General features: G+C 69.7%; 18 protein-coding genes and 2 pseudogenes. 13 read left to right on the top strand and 7 right to left on the bottom strand.

Features of this window, described 5'->3' with window-relative positions; all coding sequences use genetic code 11:
- Positions 1 to 241 precede the first annotated feature (241 nt).
- From ACFU6I_RS06900 to ACFU6I_RS06885, 4 genes are all read left to right on the top strand, one after another.
- The gene (locus ACFU6I_RS06900) at positions 242 to 532 is read left to right on the top strand and encodes a lactococcin 972 family bacteriocin (RefSeq protein ID WP_384362495.1); all 291 of its coding nucleotides are present in this window, start codon (positions 242 to 244) and stop codon (positions 530 to 532) included.
- A 137-nt stretch (positions 533 to 669) separates the two neighbouring features.
- Positions 670 to 2,760 (top strand): bacteriocin-associated integral membrane family protein, encoded by a 2,091-nt coding sequence (locus ACFU6I_RS06895; protein ID WP_384362493.1) that lies wholly within the window; start codon positions 670 to 672, stop codon positions 2,758 to 2,760.
- A 28-nt stretch (positions 2,761 to 2,788) separates the two neighbouring features.
- Positions 2,789 to 3,457 (top strand): ABC transporter ATP-binding protein, encoded by a 669-nt coding sequence (locus ACFU6I_RS06890; RefSeq protein ID WP_384362491.1) that lies wholly within the window; start codon positions 2,789 to 2,791, stop codon positions 3,455 to 3,457.
- Entirely contained in the window at positions 3,454 to 3,579 is a 126-nt protein-coding gene (locus tag ACFU6I_RS06885) for a hypothetical protein (protein ID WP_384362489.1), read from the top strand. Before ACFU6I_RS06890 ends, ACFU6I_RS06885 begins: the two co-directional genes overlap by 4 nt.
- A gap of 54 nt (positions 3,580 to 3,633) precedes the next feature.
- Here the strand turns inward: ACFU6I_RS06885 and ACFU6I_RS06880 are convergent, their stop codons facing one another.
- Complete coding sequence (locus tag ACFU6I_RS06880; RefSeq protein WP_384362487.1) at positions 3,634 to 4,683, bottom strand: hypothetical protein; 1,050 nt, start codon at positions 4,681 to 4,683, stop codon at positions 3,634 to 3,636.
- Positions 4,680 to 5,543 (bottom strand): phosphatase PAP2 family protein, encoded by an 864-nt coding sequence (locus tag ACFU6I_RS06875; RefSeq protein ID WP_384362485.1) that lies wholly within the window; start codon positions 5,541 to 5,543, stop codon positions 4,680 to 4,682. Before ACFU6I_RS06875 ends, ACFU6I_RS06880 begins: the two co-directional genes overlap by 4 nt.
- 165 nt (positions 5,544 to 5,708) lie before the next feature.
- Here ACFU6I_RS06875 and ACFU6I_RS06870 point away from each other — a divergent pair, with 165 nt between their 5' ends.
- From ACFU6I_RS06870 to ACFU6I_RS06860, 3 genes are all read left to right on the top strand, one after another.
- Entirely contained in the window at positions 5,709 to 6,338 is a 630-nt protein-coding gene (locus ACFU6I_RS06870; RefSeq protein ID WP_384362483.1) for a TetR/AcrR family transcriptional regulator, read from the top strand.
- A 318-nt stretch (positions 6,339 to 6,656) separates the two neighbouring features.
- The gene (locus ACFU6I_RS06865; RefSeq protein WP_384362481.1) at positions 6,657 to 7,670 is read left to right on the top strand and encodes an SPFH domain-containing protein; all 1,014 of its coding nucleotides are present in this window, start codon (positions 6,657 to 6,659) and stop codon (positions 7,668 to 7,670) included.
- Positions 7,667 to 8,566, top strand: coding sequence for a hypothetical protein (locus tag ACFU6I_RS06860; RefSeq protein ID WP_384362479.1), 900 nt, complete (start codon positions 7,667 to 7,669; stop codon positions 8,564 to 8,566). The genes ACFU6I_RS06865 and ACFU6I_RS06860 overlap by 4 nt, the downstream gene beginning before the upstream one ends.
- 803 nt (positions 8,567 to 9,369) lie before the next feature.
- On the opposite strand, the gene ACFU6I_RS06855 is transcribed toward ACFU6I_RS06860, so the two are convergent.
- Positions 9,370 to 9,687, bottom strand: a complete 318-nt coding sequence (locus ACFU6I_RS06855) for a hypothetical protein (RefSeq protein WP_384362477.1) — start codon at positions 9,685 to 9,687, stop codon at positions 9,370 to 9,372.
- A 582-nt stretch (positions 9,688 to 10,269) separates the two neighbouring features.
- Between ACFU6I_RS06855 and ACFU6I_RS06850 the strand changes: the two genes are divergently transcribed.
- On the top strand, positions 10,270 to 10,773 hold the full coding sequence (locus ACFU6I_RS06850) for an NUDIX hydrolase (protein WP_384362475.1): 504 nt from the start codon (positions 10,270 to 10,272) through the stop codon (positions 10,771 to 10,773).
- A gap of 193 nt (positions 10,774 to 10,966) precedes the next feature.
- Here the strand turns inward: ACFU6I_RS06850 and ACFU6I_RS06845 are convergent, their stop codons facing one another.
- Positions 10,967 to 11,143, bottom strand: coding sequence for a hypothetical protein (locus ACFU6I_RS06845; RefSeq protein WP_384362473.1), 177 nt, complete (start codon positions 11,141 to 11,143; stop codon positions 10,967 to 10,969).
- Between the two features lie 156 nt (positions 11,144 to 11,299).
- Here ACFU6I_RS06845 and ACFU6I_RS06840 point away from each other — a divergent pair, with 156 nt between their 5' ends.
- Positions 11,300 to 11,962, top strand: a complete 663-nt coding sequence (locus ACFU6I_RS06840; protein ID WP_384362655.1) for a response regulator transcription factor — start codon at positions 11,300 to 11,302, stop codon at positions 11,960 to 11,962.
- Positions 11,959 to 12,822: pseudogene (locus ACFU6I_RS06835) on the top strand (sensor histidine kinase); the annotation flags it as partial. The gene ACFU6I_RS06840 and the pseudogene ACFU6I_RS06835, both read left to right, overlap by 4 nt.
- Before the next feature lie 239 nt (positions 12,823 to 13,061).
- Here the strand turns inward: ACFU6I_RS06835 and ACFU6I_RS06830 are convergent.
- From ACFU6I_RS06830 to ACFU6I_RS06820, 3 genes are all read right to left on the bottom strand, one after another.
- Positions 13,062 to 13,208: a hypothetical protein gene (locus ACFU6I_RS06830; protein ID WP_384362471.1), complete on the bottom strand. Its 147-nt coding sequence runs from the start codon at positions 13,206 to 13,208 to the stop codon at positions 13,062 to 13,064.
- 100 nt (positions 13,209 to 13,308) lie between these two features.
- On the bottom strand, positions 13,309 to 14,118 hold the full coding sequence (locus tag ACFU6I_RS06825) for a hypothetical protein (RefSeq protein ID WP_384362469.1): 810 nt from the start codon (positions 14,116 to 14,118) through the stop codon (positions 13,309 to 13,311).
- Between the two features lie 270 nt (positions 14,119 to 14,388).
- Positions 14,389 to 14,787, bottom strand: a complete 399-nt coding sequence (locus ACFU6I_RS06820; protein ID WP_384362467.1) for an HAD family hydrolase — start codon at positions 14,785 to 14,787, stop codon at positions 14,389 to 14,391.
- A gap of 104 nt (positions 14,788 to 14,891) precedes the next feature.
- On the opposite strand from ACFU6I_RS06820, the pseudogene ACFU6I_RS06815 reads away from it, so the two are divergent.
- The 3 genes and pseudogenes from ACFU6I_RS06815 to ACFU6I_RS06805 all read left to right on the top strand — a co-directional run.
- Positions 14,892 to 15,351: pseudogene (locus ACFU6I_RS06815) on the top strand (transposase); the annotation flags it as partial.
- A gap of 196 nt (positions 15,352 to 15,547) precedes the next feature.
- Positions 15,548 to 16,546, top strand: coding sequence for an acetylxylan esterase (locus ACFU6I_RS06810; RefSeq protein WP_384362465.1), 999 nt, complete (start codon positions 15,548 to 15,550; stop codon positions 16,544 to 16,546).
- Between the two features lie 252 nt (positions 16,547 to 16,798).
- The gene (locus ACFU6I_RS06805; RefSeq protein ID WP_384362463.1) at positions 16,799 to 17,587 is read left to right on the top strand and encodes an IclR family transcriptional regulator; all 789 of its coding nucleotides are present in this window, start codon (positions 16,799 to 16,801) and stop codon (positions 17,585 to 17,587) included.
- The last annotated feature ends 39 nt before the right edge of the window (positions 17,588 to 17,626 follow it).

Genomic DNA, 17,626 nt, shown 5'->3' with positions numbered 1-17,626 from the left:
ATCGAGGAGGAAACAAGCCACCGGATGCCCCTCGGCGCCGCTCCTCGCGGCCGCCGCCCCGGCACCCTGAGCGCCTGCTCCGTGCCGGCCCCGCGCCGTGCGGACGCCGCTCCGGCACGTTCCGGCCAACCGCGAGGCTGGCCTAAAAATGATCTTGCTACGGGCGCGACGATCTTGGATCGTTCTCATGGTCATGTCATCTACGTGATCATGACTTCCGCATACGAATTGAGGATCAACTATGAAGATCAAGAGTGGCCTGAAGGCCGGTATAGCCGCCGGTGCCCTGGTCATCGCGGCTGCCACCCCGGCACTGGCGACCATCACCTACCCGGCGGAGGGTGGCACCTGGGACCACGGGGCCGGAACGGCGATCGTGTGGTCGGACTACTACCACGGGAGCAAGTGCCACGGCTCGACCGCCGTCGGTAAGTACATCGACAGTGACGAGGCGGCCAAGGGCAGCTGGTCCTTCGCACAGGCCAACGTGGCCCTGTCGGGGAACAAGGCCTACTACAACACCAGCTGCTGATGCGGGTGGGCCTGACCGCCTGCTGACCATGAGGTGAGCGGGTCGCCCGCGGACGCAGACGCTACGTCTCGCGCGGACGGCCCGTTGCCTGTCTGCTCTGCCCTCCCGGAGCCGCGCTCCCCAATCTCGGGTCGTTCATGCTGCACCGAAGTATCAAGTTCGTCCACGCCGCTGTGCTGGTGTTCTCCGCCGTACTCGCCTTTCTGTTCATCCGAGACCTCGACGGGCGCTGGGCCATGGGGCATTCAGCTGTCGTATGGGTGACGGATTCGAACGGTGCGACCAGCGGTGCACACGTCACCCGCGTGCTGACGGAATTCGCCGATTCCCACCGGGCGACGATCGCCCGTGAGACGCCCGATCTCAAGGCGCCGTACAGTCGTCGACACCTCTATCTCACCGCCGGCGGGCCCCGCTCCGACTGGCTGCGCGATGGCTACCCCGCGTTCGACCGCGACTTCGGCACCGATGTGCACCCCATCGCCGAACTCGGCAATCGTGATGCCCGCGGCTACTACTACGTCTTCGGACCGGACCAAGCTGCCGGCGAACTCGTCCAGGTCCTGACGGGCCTCGGATTCGAGGCCGCGGTCTACCACCCCTACTCCATCGACCAGTTGACTCCGGTCTACAGCGGCAGCGCTCTTCTCCGTTCCTTCTTCGTCGTCGCCCTGGCCGTCGTGACGATGACAGGTGCCGGCGTCATGCTCAGTGCCAAGACGTACGGGGTCCAACGGCTGCAGGGCAGAGGCTTCGGGCGGATACTCCTGCGGGACCTCCGTCAGCTGGCCATCTTCTGGATGGCCGCCCTGTTGGCCGTGACCGCCCTGGCCCTCCTGCTGCTGGCCTGGTACAACGGGCTGGCCTGGATCGGGACCTTCGCTCTCGTCGCCCTGGGGTTCGCCGCCGGGCTGGGCCTCATCGCCCTGGCGGCCCACGCGATCGTCCTCCAGCTGACCTTCCAGACCGAGCTGCTGCGCGCCCTCAAGGGTGAACTGCCCACACGTACCGCTTCGGTGAGCACCTACCTCGTACGGATTCCTGCCCTGCTGCTCGCGGTGGGTATCACCGGTGACGTCGTCCTGGCGGGCCAGAACATCATGGCCCGTGAATCAAGCATCGAGACCTACCGCGAGATCGGGGACACGACAGCGCTCGCTCTCAACGGCAGTGTCGCAAGCGAGAACGGCTTGAACGCGCTCACCGAGCAAGTGGGGGGCTGGCTGCGCCAGGCGGACAGAGACGGACAGATTCTTGTCGTCGGACACCGGCATTTCCGGAATTCGGGCAATCGGGCCGCACTCCCCGACCGTGATCTTCTTCTGGTCAACGAGTCCTACCTCGCCGCGCAGCCGGTCCGCGACACGGGCGGCCGGCGTCTGCCCGGGACAACAGCCGACCGCACCCGGATACGGCTGCTGGTGCCCGAGGGTCTGAGCAGGTACACCGACCGGCTCGCCGCCATGGTCCCGGAGACGTTGAACCCGAGCGAACCGGGCAAGGTCCCCAGCAAGCAGGTATCCGCTCTCAGTATCGAGGACGGTCAGCGTCTCTTCACCTACAATCCCCGAGGTCGGCTGCAGAGCAGGACCAACCCCGATGCGGACGAGTCCTTCGTACAAGATCCGGTTCTCATCGTCTTTCCCGACGGGTCCCCGTACATGAGCGACCGCGGGTACATGTCCTATGCCTCCCAGCAGAGTCTCGTCTTCAAGGACCCGGACGATGTCACGGCCGGAATCGCGAAGCACCATCTGGAGACCTACGTCACCGGCATGAGCCCGGTCGGCCAGAACGCCGCCCTCAACCTCCGGGATCTCGTCGCGGACTTCAGGCTTCAGCTCTTCAACCTGGCGGTGGCGATATCGGTCCTGCTCATTACGGGCGTCGGGGCGTGCATCGTCCACGCCCGGAAGAACGCACAGAACATCTTTGCCCGGCACATCAGCGGCTGGCGGTTCACCGTCACCCACCGCTCCCTCCTGGCCTTGGAGGGTGTCCTGGCCGTCCTGCTCGCTGTCTGGATGCCGTTCCAGATATGGCGGGAGAACCAGCAGAACCTGGAGCGTGCGGCCATGGGAGCGGCGCGGCCCACTGCCCCCATCGAGATCACCGGCCTCGACCTCACCGCCAATGCCCTGCTCGTCGCCGTCGAGGTCACGGCGGTTGTCGTGGCACTGGCGGTCTTCCACCGCCGGATCGTCAAGGAAGGAGCGGCAGAAGCATGACACCGTACCGTTCTCCCGGAGCCAGCGCATGATCAAGATCGAAAACCTCAGCAAGTCCTACGGCCCCCGCACTCTCTGGTCCGGCCTCGACTTCACCGTCCAGCGCGGTCAGTTGCTTGCGCTGGTCGGCCCGAGTGGCTCCGGCAAGTCGACCCTGCTCAATTGCTTCGGGCTTCTCGACAGCCCCAGTTCGGGAGCGATCCGCCACGAGGGCAAGGACATCACGGGCTTCGGCCCGGGCGCCGCCCGGCGGTACCGGCGCGATGTCCTCGGCTATCTCTTCCAGAACTACGCCCTGATCGAGAACGCGACTGTCGCCGCCAACCTCGAAGTGGCCATGAAGCCGCGCAGGAAACGGGGGAACTCCCCGACCGTCGCCGACGCCCTCGAACGTGTCGGGCTGAACGGCCGCGAGAAGGAACAGGTCCACAGACTCAGCGGCGGCGAACAGCAGCGCGTTGCGCTGGCCCGCCTCATCGTCAAACAACCGGCCCTCGTGCTGGCCGACGAACCCACCGGCGCACTCGACCACGACAACACCACCCTGGTGGTGGACATTCTCCGCACGATGAGTGATGACGGCTGCGCCGTGGTCATCGCCACGCACAACGACGCTGTCCGAGACCGCTGCGACACCGTACTGACTGTCGGAAGCACGACGGAACCGGAGTCCGTCAAGAAAAAGGAGCACGCATGAAGATCCGTCTCACCTGGGCTGTCCCGCTCGGAATAGTCGTCCTTGCCGCCATCGCGGTCTTCGCCGTCTACGGCACGCATGCATTCACCGTCGCCGGGCGGCTCGCAGAGACGGTCTTCTGACGGCACACGACCCCGGTACGCGTGTGGGGGCGAGGTGTTCAAGGGCCCGCAGCCCTATGCCCGCCTCCCGGACCCTGGGGTGGGCACGGCGTCTGCCGCCGCCCACCCCGGTTGGTTCGGAGCCGGGCGCCCATCCTGTGAGCTCCTCCTCAGGGCTGTCCTGCCTGGTTCCGGACGCAGCGTCAGCTGATCCGTCGTCCGGGCACTGCCGATCACGACCCGCGACGGCACACTCGGCGCACGCTCCGACTCGATCCTGGCCCGGTACGCCGACGCCGTCGTCCCCTCCTGCGCCCGGCTGAGCAGTATGACTCCCCGCACCGCCGCCGCCGACCCCAGCAGCGCCGGGACCAGCGCGATCGTCCCGCCCTGGAGGCGTTCGCCGAGCAGCGCCAGACCTATCGTCGCGGCGGCAACGGGGTTGGCGAGGGTCACGACCGCGAGCGGCGCACCGAGACCACCCTGGTAGGCGGTCTGCGAGAGCAGCAGGCCTCCCATCGCAAAGGCCGAGACGAGCAGCGCCACTGTCACCAGGCGCCAGCTGAACACCGGGCCGGTGTGGTCCGTGACCGCCACCGTCAGTGTCTGGGTGAGCGCCGAGGCGACACCCGACGTGATGCCGGACGCCGCAGCGTGCCTCAGTCCGGGGCGGGCCCCGGGTCGGCTGAGTCCGGCGACGACCGCCATGGTCGCCGCACCGACCGCGAGCGCCTCGACCAGGCTCAGCGTCTCGTGCGGTGCGGAGCCGCCCGCTGTCAGCAGCAGGGCGCCCAGGCCGAGCAGGGTGAGGATCGTGCCGCGCCATTCGGTCCCGGTCACCCGGCGCCCGGCGGCGCGCGCACCCAACGGCACGGCGGCGACCAGCGTCAGCGCGCCCAGCGGTTGGACGAGGGTGAGGGGCCCGTACTTCAGCGCCGCGACATGCAGCAGCGCGCCACCGGCGTTGAGTCCGACCGCCGACCACCACGCCCCGCGCCCGAGCATCCGGAGCACCCCGGTGCCCGGATCGGTGCGTCCGGCGAGCCGGGCCTGAGCCACCGCCGCCGAGGCGTACGCGGCGGCGGAGACCAGGGAGAGGGCGACGGCGATCAGCGTGGCGTTCATGGTCGGCCCCCGGACGACGAGGCGTACGCCTGGGAGGCGGCCGGGTCGGGAACACGGGACATCGGCAGCGCGGCACGGGCGAGTTCCGGCTCGCCCCCCGCGCCGGAGGGCCACGGCAGATGCCGTCGGACCGGCTCCGTCCGCTGGAGTCGCAGCGTCGCGAGAGCGACGGCCAGCAGCGCGCTGACGACGATCGAGTCGAGCCAGTAGTGGTTGGCGGTGCCGACTATGACCAGCAGGGTGACGAGCGGGTGCAGCAGCCACAGCCACCGCCACCGCGAGCGCGTCGCGACGATCAGTCCGACGGCGACCATCAGCGCCCAGCCGAAGTGCAGCGAGGGCATCGCGGCGAACTGGTTCGCCATCGAGTCGGTCGCCGGGGTGTCTCCGTACACCGTCGGCCCGTACACCTGACCGGTGTCGACGAGTCCGGCGGCGGCCAGCATCCGCGGCGGGGCGAGCGGGAACAGCAGGTGGAGCGCGAGCGCGGCGCCGGTGAGCACGGCGAGGATCCGGCGCGACCAGACGTAATGGCGGGGGCGACGCCAGTACAGCCAGGCCAGGAAGAGCAGCGTGGCCGGGAAGTGCACGGTCGCGTAGTAGGTGTTCGCCAGGCGGATCAGCGTCTCGCTGTGCAGCAGCGCGCCCTGCACTGCGCCCTCGCCCGGCAGGTGGACCGCGCGTTCGAAGTCCCAGACGTGTCCGGCGTTGCGGTACGCCTCCTCGACGTGACCGTTCGCGGCCTGCCGCCCGAACTTGTAGATCACGAAGAGCCCTACGACAAGAAGGAGCTCGCGGACGAGGGGCGGTCGGGCAGAAGTGTCCGGCTCCCGATCTGCGGGCTCGCTGCGGGCGTACATCACCCGGTGCCCCTTTGCTGACGAAGCGCTGTTACGACGGCATGGTCCAGTCCATGCCGTATCGATACGCCAGTGTACCGATACGTTCGCGTATCGGTACACGCGCGTTTCGGTACACTGGCGTATCGGAAGACCTCGTCGCACCGTCGCAGAGAGGGAACGCACATGTCGTCGCACGATTCCGTGCAGGAACAGGCCCACACTCCGCGCCGCTCGAAGATCACGCCGGAGCGGGCGCAGGAGTTCTACACGGCCGTGCTCGACCTGCTCAGGGAGAGCGGATACGAATCGCTCACCATGGAGGGGGTCGCTTCCCGCACCCGGTGCGGGAAGTCCACGCTCTACCGACAGTGGGGCTCCAAGACCGAGCTGGTCGTCGCGGCGCTGCACAGCACCCGACGGATGGCGCTCTCGCACATCGACACGGGCTCGCTCGCCGGTGACCTGCGCGAGGCGGCCCAGGCCATCGGCGCGGGCTCCGGACGCGACACCCCACTGATGCACGCACTGAGCCATGCCGCGCTGCAGAGCCCGGAACTGCTCTGCGCGCTGCGCGAGGCGCTGATCGTGCCGGAACTCGCAGCCCTCGACGCCATGCTCCAGCGAGCCATGGAGCGTGGTGAGATCCCCAGGGACAACCCCGCGGCGGAGTTCGTCTCCGCGCAGCTGCTGGGCGTGATGCGGGCCAGGCCGCTACTGGAGGCGAAGATCGCCGATGCGGCGTATCTCACCCGCTTCGTGGAGAGCGCCATTTTCCCCGCACTGGGACTGGACCCGGCCGACACCGGGTCCTGATGAACGTGGGCCGTCGTCCGAGCGGATGACGAGGGTCCGCCTGCGCCGCACCGTGGGGACGGGGGCGGCGCACCGTCCGGCCGGCCGGTGACTTCTTCGGGAGTCACCGGCCGCCCGTGCTCCCGGGACTCCACGGGATAGGCCCTGTCGCCACAGCGGCGGTCGGGCCGAGTGCATGGGCGCCAACCCCCTTGCCGCGGATCCCGGCGCGGCACCGACGACCGGGCGCGCGTGCGCCCGGCCGACCGTTCTCGTCCTCTTGACGATATCAGCCGACCCTCCTTATCGTCCCTGTGACGACAATGAAGGGGTTCCGACATGGCCGACATCACCGAGCGGTTCGGCTGGCGCCATCTGCGCTCCGCACCCACCGCCCACATCCGCCACCACAACCGCGGCCGGCTCACGCACGACGGACCGGGACTGAGCTTCTGGTATCGGTCGCTGCACGCCGCACTCTCCGAAGTGCCGATCAACGACCGCGAGTTGGCGATGGCCTTCCACGCACGCACGTCCGACTTCCAGGACGTCACCGTGCAGGCCACCGTGACGTACCGGATCAGCGACCCCGCCGAGGCTGCCGCCCGGCTCGACTTCTCCGTCGACCCCGACACCGGCGTCTGGCGCGGTGCGCCGTTGGAGCAGATCGCCACCCTCCTCACCGAGACCGCCCAGCAGCACACACTCGACGTACTGGCCCGCACCCCGCTGGCCGGCGCGCTGGTCGACGGGGTCGCGGCGGTACGGGAACGGGTCGCCGAGGGACTGGCCGCCGAGCCACGGCTGCCGGCCACCGGCATCGATGTGGTGGCGGTGCGCGTCGTCGCGATCCGCCCGGAGGCAGAGGTGGAGCGCGCACTGCGCACCCCGGCCCGGGAGCAGATCCAGCAGGAGGCCGACCGGGCGACGTACGAGCGCCGGGCGGTGGCCGTCGAGCGCGAGCGGACCATCGCGGAGAACGAGCTGGCCAGCCAGATCGAACTCGCTCGCCGCGAGGAGCAGTTGGTCGAGCAGCGCGGTACCAATACCCGGCGCGAGGCGGAGGAGAATGCGGCAGCCGACGGGGTACGCGCAGAGGCCGAGGCGGCGCGCAAGGTGCGGCTCGCCCGCGCCGAGGCAGAGGCCGCACGCGCGGTCGGTGCCGCGCGCGCCGAGTCGCAGGCGGCCTGGTTGCGGGTGCACGGCGAAGTGAACGCCTCGACGCTGCACGCCCTGGCCGCCACCCGGCTCGCCGAGAACCTGCCGCGCATCGACAGCCTCACGCTCTCCCCCGATGTCCTCACCGACCTGCTCGCCAGGCTCGGCCGGCCCGGGCCGGAGACACGCGCGTGAGCCTCGCCCCGCGCGCGGTGCTCGTGCACCGCACCACCGAGTACGAGGAGTTGCTCGCCCGGCACGGCACACACGGCCAGGCCGCGTTCTTCCTGTCCACCCGCGGTCGCTCCATCGAGGAGGTGGCGCGGCGGCACGGGCGGACGCAGCAGGCCCTCGCCGATGTGGCGGCGGCCGTACCGCTCCAGTGGCGCCGGTCGCGGGTCGAGCGCGCGGATCTCGACCGCTTCCTCTTCGGTCCGGAGGACGTGATGGTCGTGGTCGGACAGGACGGGCTGGTCGCCAACGTCGCCAAATATCTCTCCGGCCAGCCTGTCGTGGGCATCGACACCGATCCCGGACGCAATCCGGGCGTACTGGTGCGCCACCGCCCGGGCGATGCGGCCGCGCTGGTCCGGGCAGCCGCATCGCCCGGCGCGACAACGGACGATCTCACCATGGTCGAGGCCGTCGCCGACGACACCCAGCGCCTCCTCGCCCTCAATGAGATCTATCTGGGCCCGCCCGGCCACCAGACGGCGCGATACCGTCTCGGCCCCGACGCCCCGGACTCCCCCGCCGAACCACAGGCTTCCTCCGGCGTCCTGGTAGGCACCGGTACCGGCTCCACAGGCTGGCTGCGCTCACTGTGGCAGGAGCGCGGAAGCGCACTGTCGCTGCCGCGTCCGACCGACCACCGGCTGGTCTGGTTCGTACGTGAAGCGTGGCCTTCGCCCACGACCGGTACCTCGCTGGTGTCGGGCGAACTGAGGCGCCAACAGCGGCTGCGCCTCACGGTCGAGTCGGACCGGGTAGTGGCCTTCGGTGACGGAATGGAGTCCGACGCACTGGAATTGACGTGGGGTCAGACGGTGCGTCTCGGCATCGCGGCCACCTCGCTGCGGCTGACGGTCTGAGCACGCACCGTCCACTCTCGGTGACGCCCCATGGCCAGAATCATCTTCCGCGCAGGTGCCCGGCCAAGTTGCCGGGATTGAGATGGATCGCGCTTCCCGCCGCACCGCTGTGTGCCTGCGCCTTCATGACGTCCCTCTCCATCACGAAATCCTCAAGGCCGCCACCGGAGCACTACTGGGCACCCAGCACTACACCGTTCCTCCCATTCCTTCCATCATGCCCCCTCCTCCCATTGCGCCCATCTTCCCCATCGATCCCGTCTCTCCCGTTCCACCCGTCCGCCCCGTTGTTGCCCGGCGGGCCGACGGGGCCGTGCGGACCGGAGCGGCCCGGCGGGCCGGACGGGCCAACCTCGACGCTTTGCGCCTGAAGGTCGACGTTCCGTGCCCGCATGTCGTCGATCTGCATTTGATGGGCGACAAGCGCGCCCGACTGCCCGACAAGCACGGTGATCAGCGCGGCGCCCAGCACGAGGGGGCGCCGCTTACGCAGTACTTCGTTTACGCTTCTCACGTTACCCCTCACGCTAAGTGACGGCAGTGTAGATGACGAGGAGTCAGGCAAGGCGGCCCTCCTCGTCGCGTGTCCATCCCAGAGCGACCCGAAGGCCGCAAGCCTGTCGATCGCCGCACGGAGGCGCTGAAGTCCGCCATCGAGGCAGGGCCCAGGAGGAGCTCGCGGACTCGTTCCCGACGCGCGGCATACACACCCGTCCACGGCGGGCGCTGCTTCCGCGGTTCGTCGCGTATCGGCCGCAACTGCGACGGCCCCGTCCTTGACGTCCCCATTGCGGCCCTGGAGCTCAACCGTGGCCCTCGGGGGCGGATGGCGCCGGGTTGGCAACAGCATCTTGCCCGTCCTTGCCGTCCTTGCCGTCCTTGCCGTCCCTCCCGGGCCTCCCGTCCGTTCCAGGCCTTCCGTCCGTGCCGTTCCTCCCATCCGTCCCGTTCTTGCCTGCCGGGCCGATGGGGCCGGGCGGACCGGATGGACCCGGCGGGCCGGAGGGGCCGACCACGACGCGTTGCGCCTGGAGGTCGACGTGCCGGGCCCGCAGATTGTCGATCTGCATGTCCTGGGCGACAAGCGCAGCCGACTGCGCGACCAGCGTAGTGATCAGCACCGCACGGAGCACAAGGGGGCGCCGAGGTCTACGCAGCATTTCGTTTACACTTCTCACATCATCCCTCACGCTGTGTGACGGTGAAAGTGTAGATGCCCAGCCGCCGGAGAAGGTGGACCTCCTCGCGTGCCTGTTCCGGGCCGATCAAGAAGGCCCCGAGTCGGTGGATCACCGCACGGAGGCGCTGGAACTTCGGCTTGGAAGAAGAGGACGAGCCCCTTGGGGGCCGTCCGTCTCGCCTTCCGTCCCGGAGCGTGGTGGTGAACCGGTTGGTGTTCGGGGGTCGCGGGCTCGGCGGGTGAACCGTCGTACACGGATGCCGTGCCTCTCGGGCGCATGAAGCAGCGGGCCTCTCGGAGATCATCTCCCCCTGCGTGTGGCTGCGCTTCCGGTTCCCTCTCAGCTTCCGCGAGGTCGAGGAACCGATGGGTCGATACGGAGGAAGCAGCACCTCGCCGGACTCCATGACGATGGCGGTCGCGGAACGATGCCCGCAGTGGCCAGTGCTGACGAAGTCGTGGATCCTGGACCGCCGCACCCGCCGCACACCGAGTGCGGAGGCCCAGCCCCTCGAGGAGCACCATGAACGCCGGTCCCCCGGAGAACCCCACACGCAACACCCGTCCGCCCGTCGCCCAAGCGGCACTTGGCGTGGGCGTCATCGTGCAGGACGAACAGGGGCGCATCCTGCTCGGCAGGCACCACGGCGGCACCTGGGAGCTGCCGGGCGGGAAGGTCGACCCGACACACGAGTCGATCGCCGCCGCCGCCGTGCGTGAGCTCCGCGAGGAGACGGGTCTCGATGTTCCCGAGGACCGGGTGAGGGTCTTCGCGATGCTCCACGACGTGGTTGCCGACATCAACCGCGTGACCATGGCCGCCGTCGTGACGGTGCGGGACGCGGACCCGCGGGTGACCGAACCCCATCTGATCAGCGCCTGGCAGTGGACCGGACTCGATGCCCTGCCGGGACCGCTCTTCGACCCTTCGGCACAGATCCTTACGGCCTGGCGCCCCGATCTGAACGTCGACCATCCCCCCGCGCACCGCCTGGACATCAGGACCGCCACCGGAGACACTTCGTGACCTGAGGGCTGTCCCGTGATCCCTGGCGGGCGCACGACGCCGGCTACGACACCTCGCTGCGCTGCCGAAATGCCCGAATATGTCCCGTACGAGGACGGTCCTCCGCCGTGCCATGCACCGCATCTGACGCCGCGCGCCGTTCCGCCAGGGATTTCGGGACAGCCCGCAGGCCCATTGACCATTCGCCCGGGAGTCATGGATCAGCGGGGGCCTGGCGGCGGGCGGTGAAGACGGCCATGCCGAGGGCGAGCAGGGGGAAGCCCAGCCGTGCGAGCCACGCCGTGATCAGACGTCGCCACACGGCGCCCGCGCGCCGGCTCCACGCGGCTGCCGACGCCGCGGCGCCCCAGCACCCGTCGCGGATCACCACACTGCGATGACACGGCCACCGTCCGGAAACCGACGGCCACGGCCACGGCCACGACGGAGCATGAGCCTGCCTCTTTCGTCTACAGTCCTGTAGACGAAAGTGCCGCGACCGGGCTGTGGGCCCCGACCGGAGCACTCGACTGCCGTGACGGAACTTCTGCAACGCCGCGTCCTGGTCGTCGAGGACGACCACGGGCTGCGCGACGTGCTCGCCCGCGGACTGCGCGAGGAGAACTTCGCCGTCGTGACCGCAGCCAGCGGAGCCGGCGCCCTGCGCACCCTCGACGATCGAGTGGATGCCGTCGTACTCGACATCGGCCTGCCCGACTCGGACGGCCGGGACGTGTGCCAGGCCATGCGTTCGGCGGGGCTGCAGGCCCCGGTGGTTTTCCTCACCGCACACGACACGCTCACTGACCGGCTCTCGGGCTTCTCGGCGGGCGGCGACGACTACCTCGCCAAACCCTTCCACCTGGCCGAGCTGGCCGCCCGGATCCGCGCTGCGCTGCGCCGCGTCGGAACGGACCCCGTGGTCGAGCTGGCGGAGCTCCGGCTCGATCCCGTACGCCACCTCCTGGAGGTGCGCGGCAAGCCGGTGGCGCTCACTCCCACCGAGTTCCGCCTGCTGGCCGCACTGATGGCGGCGCCCGGAACCACCGTACGCAGACGGGAACTGCTGCGCGCGGGCTGGCCCGACGGGGCTCAGGTCAGCGACAACACGCTCGACCAGTACCTGACCCGGCTGCGCCGGAAGCTGCGCAAGGCGAACAGCCCGCAGGAGATCAGCACGGTACGAGGAGTCGGGTACCGCCTCATATGAGGCGGCTCCGCGTCATCGGACGCCTCCGCACCGCGCTGCCCCGCACCCTGCGGGGACGCCTCGCCCTGCTCGCCCTCGCCTCCGCCACCGCCTGGGTCGCCGCGCTCACCGTCGCGTTCAACATCGTCCTCGCCGGACGGCTGAGCAGCCAGGCCACCGACCTGCTGCAGACACGTGCCGCGGCGGTGGCCGCCACCGTCGAAGCGCGGCCGGACGGCAGGATCGTCGTCCACGAACCGGCCGACGACCGTGCCCTGGATGTCGGCACGTGGATCTACCGCGGCAGCACGGCCGTCGAACGGCCGAGCGCGCCCGCCGCGCTCCAGCGGCAGGCGGACGGGCTCACCGGCCGGGGGAGCCGATACCAGGAGTCGGGCGGCAGGAACGCCTCCCGGCTCTACGCCCTGCCGGTGCGCGCAGGCCACCGGCAGACCGGCACCGTCGTCGTCGCCGTCTCCCTCGACCCGTACCGCAGCACCGCCCGCGCCGCACTCGCCGGTTCGGCAGTCCTCGGGCTGCTGCTCCTGGCCGGGGTGTATCTGCTCACCCGCACCATCGTCGGACGAGCCCTGCAGCCCGTCACCGAGATGAGTACCCGGGCGGCTCGCTGGAGTGAGCTCGGCGCCGCGGAACGCTTCGGCGCCGGCCACCGCCCGGACGAGCTCGCCTCGCTCGCCACCAACCTCGACGAGCTCCTGGACCGGCTGGCCGCCGTACTGCGCCACGAACAGCTGCGGACCGCCGAGCTCTCGCACGAGCTGCGCACCCCGCTGGCCCGCATCGTGGCCGAGACCGACTGGCTCACCGCCCGGCCACGGGACACGGACGGGCAGCACGCCTCCCACGAGGCGATCGCTGCCGCCGCCACGAGCATGCGGCACATCTGCGACACCCTGCTGTCCGAAGCCCGCGCCCGCACCGAGCAGCCGCCCGGCCGCTGCCGACTGCCCGAATGGGCCCATCACGTGGCCGAGCAGTATGCGCAGCAGCACCCCGACGCCCCGCCGCTGTCCGTACGGGGCGGCGCCGCCGTCACCGCAGGGGTCTCCCCCGCGCTCGTGGAACGCATGCTCATGCCGCTGCTCGACAATGCCCGCCGTTACGCCGCCACCGCCATCACCCTGACGTACGCCCAGGCCCCGTCCGGTGTCGAGCTCGCGGTGACCGACGACGGCCCGGGTGTGCCCGCGGGTCCGGCCCGGAGATCTTCGAGCCGGGCCGCCGCGCCGACCCGGACGACGGTCATGACGGGGCCGGTCTCGGCCTTGCCCTGGCCCGGCGGCTGGCCCGCGCGTCCGGCGGCGACATCGAGTGGGATCCGACCGCCGCCGGAGCACGGTTCGTGGTCAGCCTTCCGACGGGCTGACGGGAGCGGGGGTCGCGTCCCGTCGGGTCACCGTCAGATAGCTGACCAGGGCCAGGATCAGGACAAGGAAGATCGCGCTGGTGCCGACCGTACCGAGACCGAGACCTCCGTCGGCGCGCGCCTGGGAGAGATAGTCGCCGAACGAGGCGCCCAGCGGGCGGGTGAGGATGTACGCGATCCAGAACGCCGGGACGGCGGCGAGGCCGAGCCCGTAGTGGGCGGCGGCCACGGCCGCGATGAGCACGGTGAACAGCACTGCGGACACCCAGTACCCGAGGTCCATCCGCTCCGCCGTGAGGTCGCCCGCCGAGGTGCCGAGAGCGAATGTGAAGAGGATCGCCGCCCAGTAGAACGCCTCGCGGCGGACCGTGTGAATGGAGTGGATGGAGAGCGTCCGCTCGCTCCCGTACCAGGTGGCGAACACTGCGACGAGCACCACGGCGAAGACGGCTGTCGTCGTCTCCAGCGCCACTCCGAAGTTGTCCGTGAGGTTGTCGCTCACCAGCGTGCCGACCACGCTGATCAGCACCACGGCGAGCCAGTAGAGCCCGGGGACGTACTTCTTGGCCCGGAACTGGAACCAGAGTGTGCCGATCAGCAGCACGGCTATGACCAGCGACGTGTTCGTCAGCCCCAGACCGAGGTTCTCATTGAGGAGGTCGGCGGCGGTCTCGCCCACCGTCGTGCACAGGACCTTGATCACCCAGAAGTACACCGTGACTTCGGGGACCTTGTTCAGCGTCTGCCGAGCCCCGGCGCGTACCGGAAACGCGGCTGTTTCGTTCGTCATGACCGGTGAGGCTGGCACAGCGAACCTGAACACATCCTGACTGCTTCTCCGCAGTCGGCTTCGAGCGCGACCTCGGTAACCTCGCCGCCGCCGACCTGGGCCGGATCACCCAGGCCGTCGAGCGCAAGCTCAAGATGCTGCGGTACCGGCCCCACGTCATCGACGGCTGTCTCGCCGGCACCGGTCCGGCCCTGTACGGCTGACCCGAGCCGGGCCACCGCAATTCCGTCGCCGCGCTGCGACCGACCCAGGAGGACCGTGCCGGATGTGTCAGAAGAAATGCAGGAGTTCCGTCAGGGAGGTTATGGAAGGCACGTCCGAGACGGCCGTGTCGCGGCAAAGCGCACGTCCTGCATAGCCGAGTCGGACAGCCGCGGCGACCAAGTCCGGATCGTCATCGACGAACAGGCACTGCGCAGGAGCGAGGTCCAGCGCGGCGCTGGCGTGGTGGTACATGCGCGGGTCCGGCTTGTTGCAGCCGAGGACGGTGGAGATTGCATACGCCTCGAAGAACCGGCCGATCCCGAGTCCGGCGTGGAGGTCGGGCAAATCGGGCCAGGCATCCGACACCACGGCCATCCGCACCCCTCGCCGGCTCAGTTCCTCCAGGGTCTCCTCGACGTCCGGGTACGTCTCCAGGAACACCGTCGGGGGCACTTCGCGGCGCAAGTCGGCGAGGAGTTGCGCGCCCGCTGGTCGACCCCCGTCGAGCCGGACACCAGCACCCCACCCGCGCCGGTCGGACCGACATCACGAATTCAAGTTCAGTAGCCGCGACCTGTTGCGAGGCGCAGGTGAATCACCGTATTGTCTCGCAGGCGATGATCATCGCGACGGGGATTCCGCCGGCGGGCACCGCGAGGTCCTCGGGCTGATGGTCGGCGACAGCGAGTCGAAGCTGTTTTGCACCGAGTTCCTGCGCCGTCTGCGGGCCCGCGGCCCGGACCACGTCCACCTGGTGATCTGCGACTCGCACAGAGGCCTGGTGGCCGCGACCATCCGCACGATCCTCGCCCGGGCCGTCCGCAATCAGCTGGACGTGGTGGGCGACATGCTCGCACGGCAGTTTTCCCCTCGGTCAAGGCCATGCTGCTGGAGGCAGCCGGAGACATCACAGCGTTCGCGTACTTCCCACCCGCGCACTGGAAGAAGATCTGGTCGACGAATCCACCGGAGCGCCTGAACCGGGAGAGCAAACGACGGACCGACATCGTCCAGGTCTTTCCCCAACCCCGCCGCCCCTGAACCGACTCGCCGCCGCCCTGATCGAAGCAGCTGCCGTGACCACACCGCCCAGAGGGACGTAACGGTTGCGTCGGCAGGTCAAGCCCGTACCGGGGGCTCAGCGCCGGCAGGACAGGGCACGTCATGTCGAGAGCTGTTCCGGAAGGGCGTGCTGGTCACTTCGCACACCGAACAAGGAGAGATCTTGCCCACCCATCCGCTCACGTCAGACGGCAGTGAACTCGGCTCGCTTCAGCATGATTTGCCGTTCGACCCCACCTACGGCTACGACCTGCCGCGCCTCCTTGCGGTGGGGGCTCCGCCGGGGCCGGACGGCTTCGCCGACTTCTGGCAGGAGCGCTACGCGAGTGCGCTACGCGTCGACCCGGCGCCTCGGATCGAGGGACCTTGGGCCACGGTGGACGGTGTGCGGGTCGCCGACGTCTCGTACACATCCGCCGACGGCGTCCGTATCGGCGGGTGGCTGACCGTTCCTGCCGATGGCCGCGTTACGCAGGGCTGTGTGGCAACACACGGATACGGAGGCCGGGCGGCCCCGGACCCCTGGCAACCCCCGCCGGCGACTGCGACGATCTGGCCCTGCCTGCGCGGGCTCGGAACGCGGAGCCTGCTGCCCGGCGTTCCCTCGAACTCGGCGGGGCACGTTCTGCACGGCATCGGCGCCCGGGAGTCGTACCTCATCGGCGGGTGCGTGGCGGATGTCTGGTGTGCGGCCACCGCACTGCTGCGGCTGGTACCGGAGGCTGCCGGGCGGCTGACGTACCTGGGCACGAGTTTCGGCGGCGGCATCGGGGCGTTGGCGCTCCCCTGGGACGACCGCTTCCATGCCGCCGGCCTTACGGTGCCGACCTTCGGAAACCATCCGCTCCGGGTGACACTGCCGTGCACGGGCAGCGGAGAGTCGGTGCGTACGCGGCTCGCCGAGGACCCCTCGGTGCTGGACGTCCTGGCGTACTTCGACGCCGCGACAGCGGCCCGGCACCTTCACATCCCAGTGCACGTGGGTGCCGCCCTGTTCGATCCGGCGGTACCCCCACCGGGGCAGTTCGCGGTGCACAACGCACTGGCCGGGCCGCGCGAACTCTTCGTTCTGCGGGCGGGGCACTTCGACCACCCGGACGAGCGGGCCGAAACGGCGGCCCTGGAAGAGGTCCAGCGACGCTTTCTGTCGGGGGCGGACTGAGTGGTGGTATCGCGCCCTGCCGCTTGACCGCCTCCCGCGCGGAAGCGGTTGCGGCGCTCAGCACAGTCGGCGTGACAGCGGTGAGGGGCGGCTCGGACCGCCCGGTGAATGCCGGCAGTTCCGCGACGTCACCCGTGTCCGGGGCGGGTGACGTCGCGGAACTGCCACTGTCGCTGATTTCAGGTACGGGCGTCGATCATGCGCGATATGCTGATGCAGATTGTGCAAGCGATTTGCAAAACGAGGAGGGTCATGGCTACGCGGGCGACTGATGTCGGGACGAACCAGAGCGTCGAACGAGCGGTCTCGGTGCTGCGCGCACTCGACTCCGGTCGGGCCGAACTCCGTGTCTCCGACGTCGCCGAGCTCACCGGGCTGGGCTCGTCGACCACCTCTCGCCTGCTGTCCACCCTGGAACGCCTCGACATGGTCGAACGCGATCCGGTCAGCAACCTCTACCGGCTCAGCCTCGGCCTCCTCCCCCTCGCCGCCACCGCCACCAACCGCCACCCCGTGCACCGGGCCGCCCGCATGGTGCTCCAGGACCTCGCCACCCGCACCGGGCTCGGGGCCAACGTGGCCGTACGCCGCGGTGCCGAGCTGATGTTCCTGTGCAATTTCGAGGGCATGCGCGCCCCCAAGTCCTATACGCAGGCCGGACACACCGCCCCGCTGCACGCCACGAGCATCGGCAAGTGTCTGCTCACCGGTCTCGCCCCCAAGGAGCGTCGCAAACTGCTGGGGGAACCTCTCGACGCGCACACCGAGTACACGACCACCAGTCACGACCTCCTCGACACCGAGATCGACACTGTCCGGCGCACCGGTTACGCCGTCGAGGCCGAGGAACGCGCCCTGGGCCGCGCGTCCCTGGCCGCGCCCGTCCGCGACGCTTCGGGGGACGTCGTCGCCGCCATCTCCCTGTGGGGCCCGACCTCGCTGCTCGGGGACCGCTCCGATACGGAGGGGCAGCGCCTCGCCCTCGTACGCGAGGTCATCGAGGCCGCCGACGCCATCAGTCAGGCACTCGGCGCGCTCTGACATACAGGGCGAAGGGGTCCGGTGGAGGCTGATCAGCCT

Source organism: Streptomyces sp. NPDC057486 (assembly GCF_042802415.1).
GTDB classification, from domain to species: Bacteria; Actinomycetota; Actinomycetes; order Streptomycetales; family Streptomycetaceae; genus Streptomyces; species Streptomyces yanii.
Note: the sequence above shows the minus strand (reverse complement) of the source record. Positions and strands in the feature narration are given on the sequence as shown.

Coding starts and splice junctions, on each gene's coding strand:
- ACFU6I_RS06900 (WP_384362495.1), top strand. CDS start 242: ATGAAGATCAAGAGTGGCCTGAAGGCCGGTATAGCCGCCGGTGCCCTG.
- ACFU6I_RS06875 (WP_384362485.1), bottom strand. CDS start 5,543: ATGTACGCCCGCAGCGAGCCCGCAGATCGGGAGCCGGACACTTCTGCC.
- ACFU6I_RS06885 (WP_384362489.1), top strand. CDS start 3,454: ATGAAGATCCGTCTCACCTGGGCTGTCCCGCTCGGAATAGTCGTCCTT.
- ACFU6I_RS06825 (WP_384362469.1), bottom strand. CDS start 14,118: ATGACGAACGAAACAGCCGCGTTTCCGGTACGCGCCGGGGCTCGGCAG.
- ACFU6I_RS06850 (WP_384362475.1), top strand. CDS start 10,270: ATGAACGCCGGTCCCCCGGAGAACCCCACACGCAACACCCGTCCGCCC.
- ACFU6I_RS06880 (WP_384362487.1), bottom strand. CDS start 4,683: ATGAACGCCACGCTGATCGCCGTCGCCCTCTCCCTGGTCTCCGCCGCC.
- ACFU6I_RS06830 (WP_384362471.1), bottom strand. CDS start 13,208: ATGACCGTCGTCCGGGTCGGCGCGGCGGCCCGGCTCGAAGATCTCCGG.
- ACFU6I_RS06890 (WP_384362491.1), top strand. CDS start 2,789: ATGATCAAGATCGAAAACCTCAGCAAGTCCTACGGCCCCCGCACTCTC.
- ACFU6I_RS06865 (WP_384362481.1), top strand. CDS start 6,657: ATGGCCGACATCACCGAGCGGTTCGGCTGGCGCCATCTGCGCTCCGCA.
- ACFU6I_RS06870 (WP_384362483.1), top strand. CDS start 5,709: ATGTCGTCGCACGATTCCGTGCAGGAACAGGCCCACACTCCGCGCCGC.
- ACFU6I_RS06895 (WP_384362493.1), top strand. CDS start 670: ATGCTGCACCGAAGTATCAAGTTCGTCCACGCCGCTGTGCTGGTGTTC.
- ACFU6I_RS06805 (WP_384362463.1), top strand. CDS start 16,799: ATGGCTACGCGGGCGACTGATGTCGGGACGAACCAGAGCGTCGAACGA.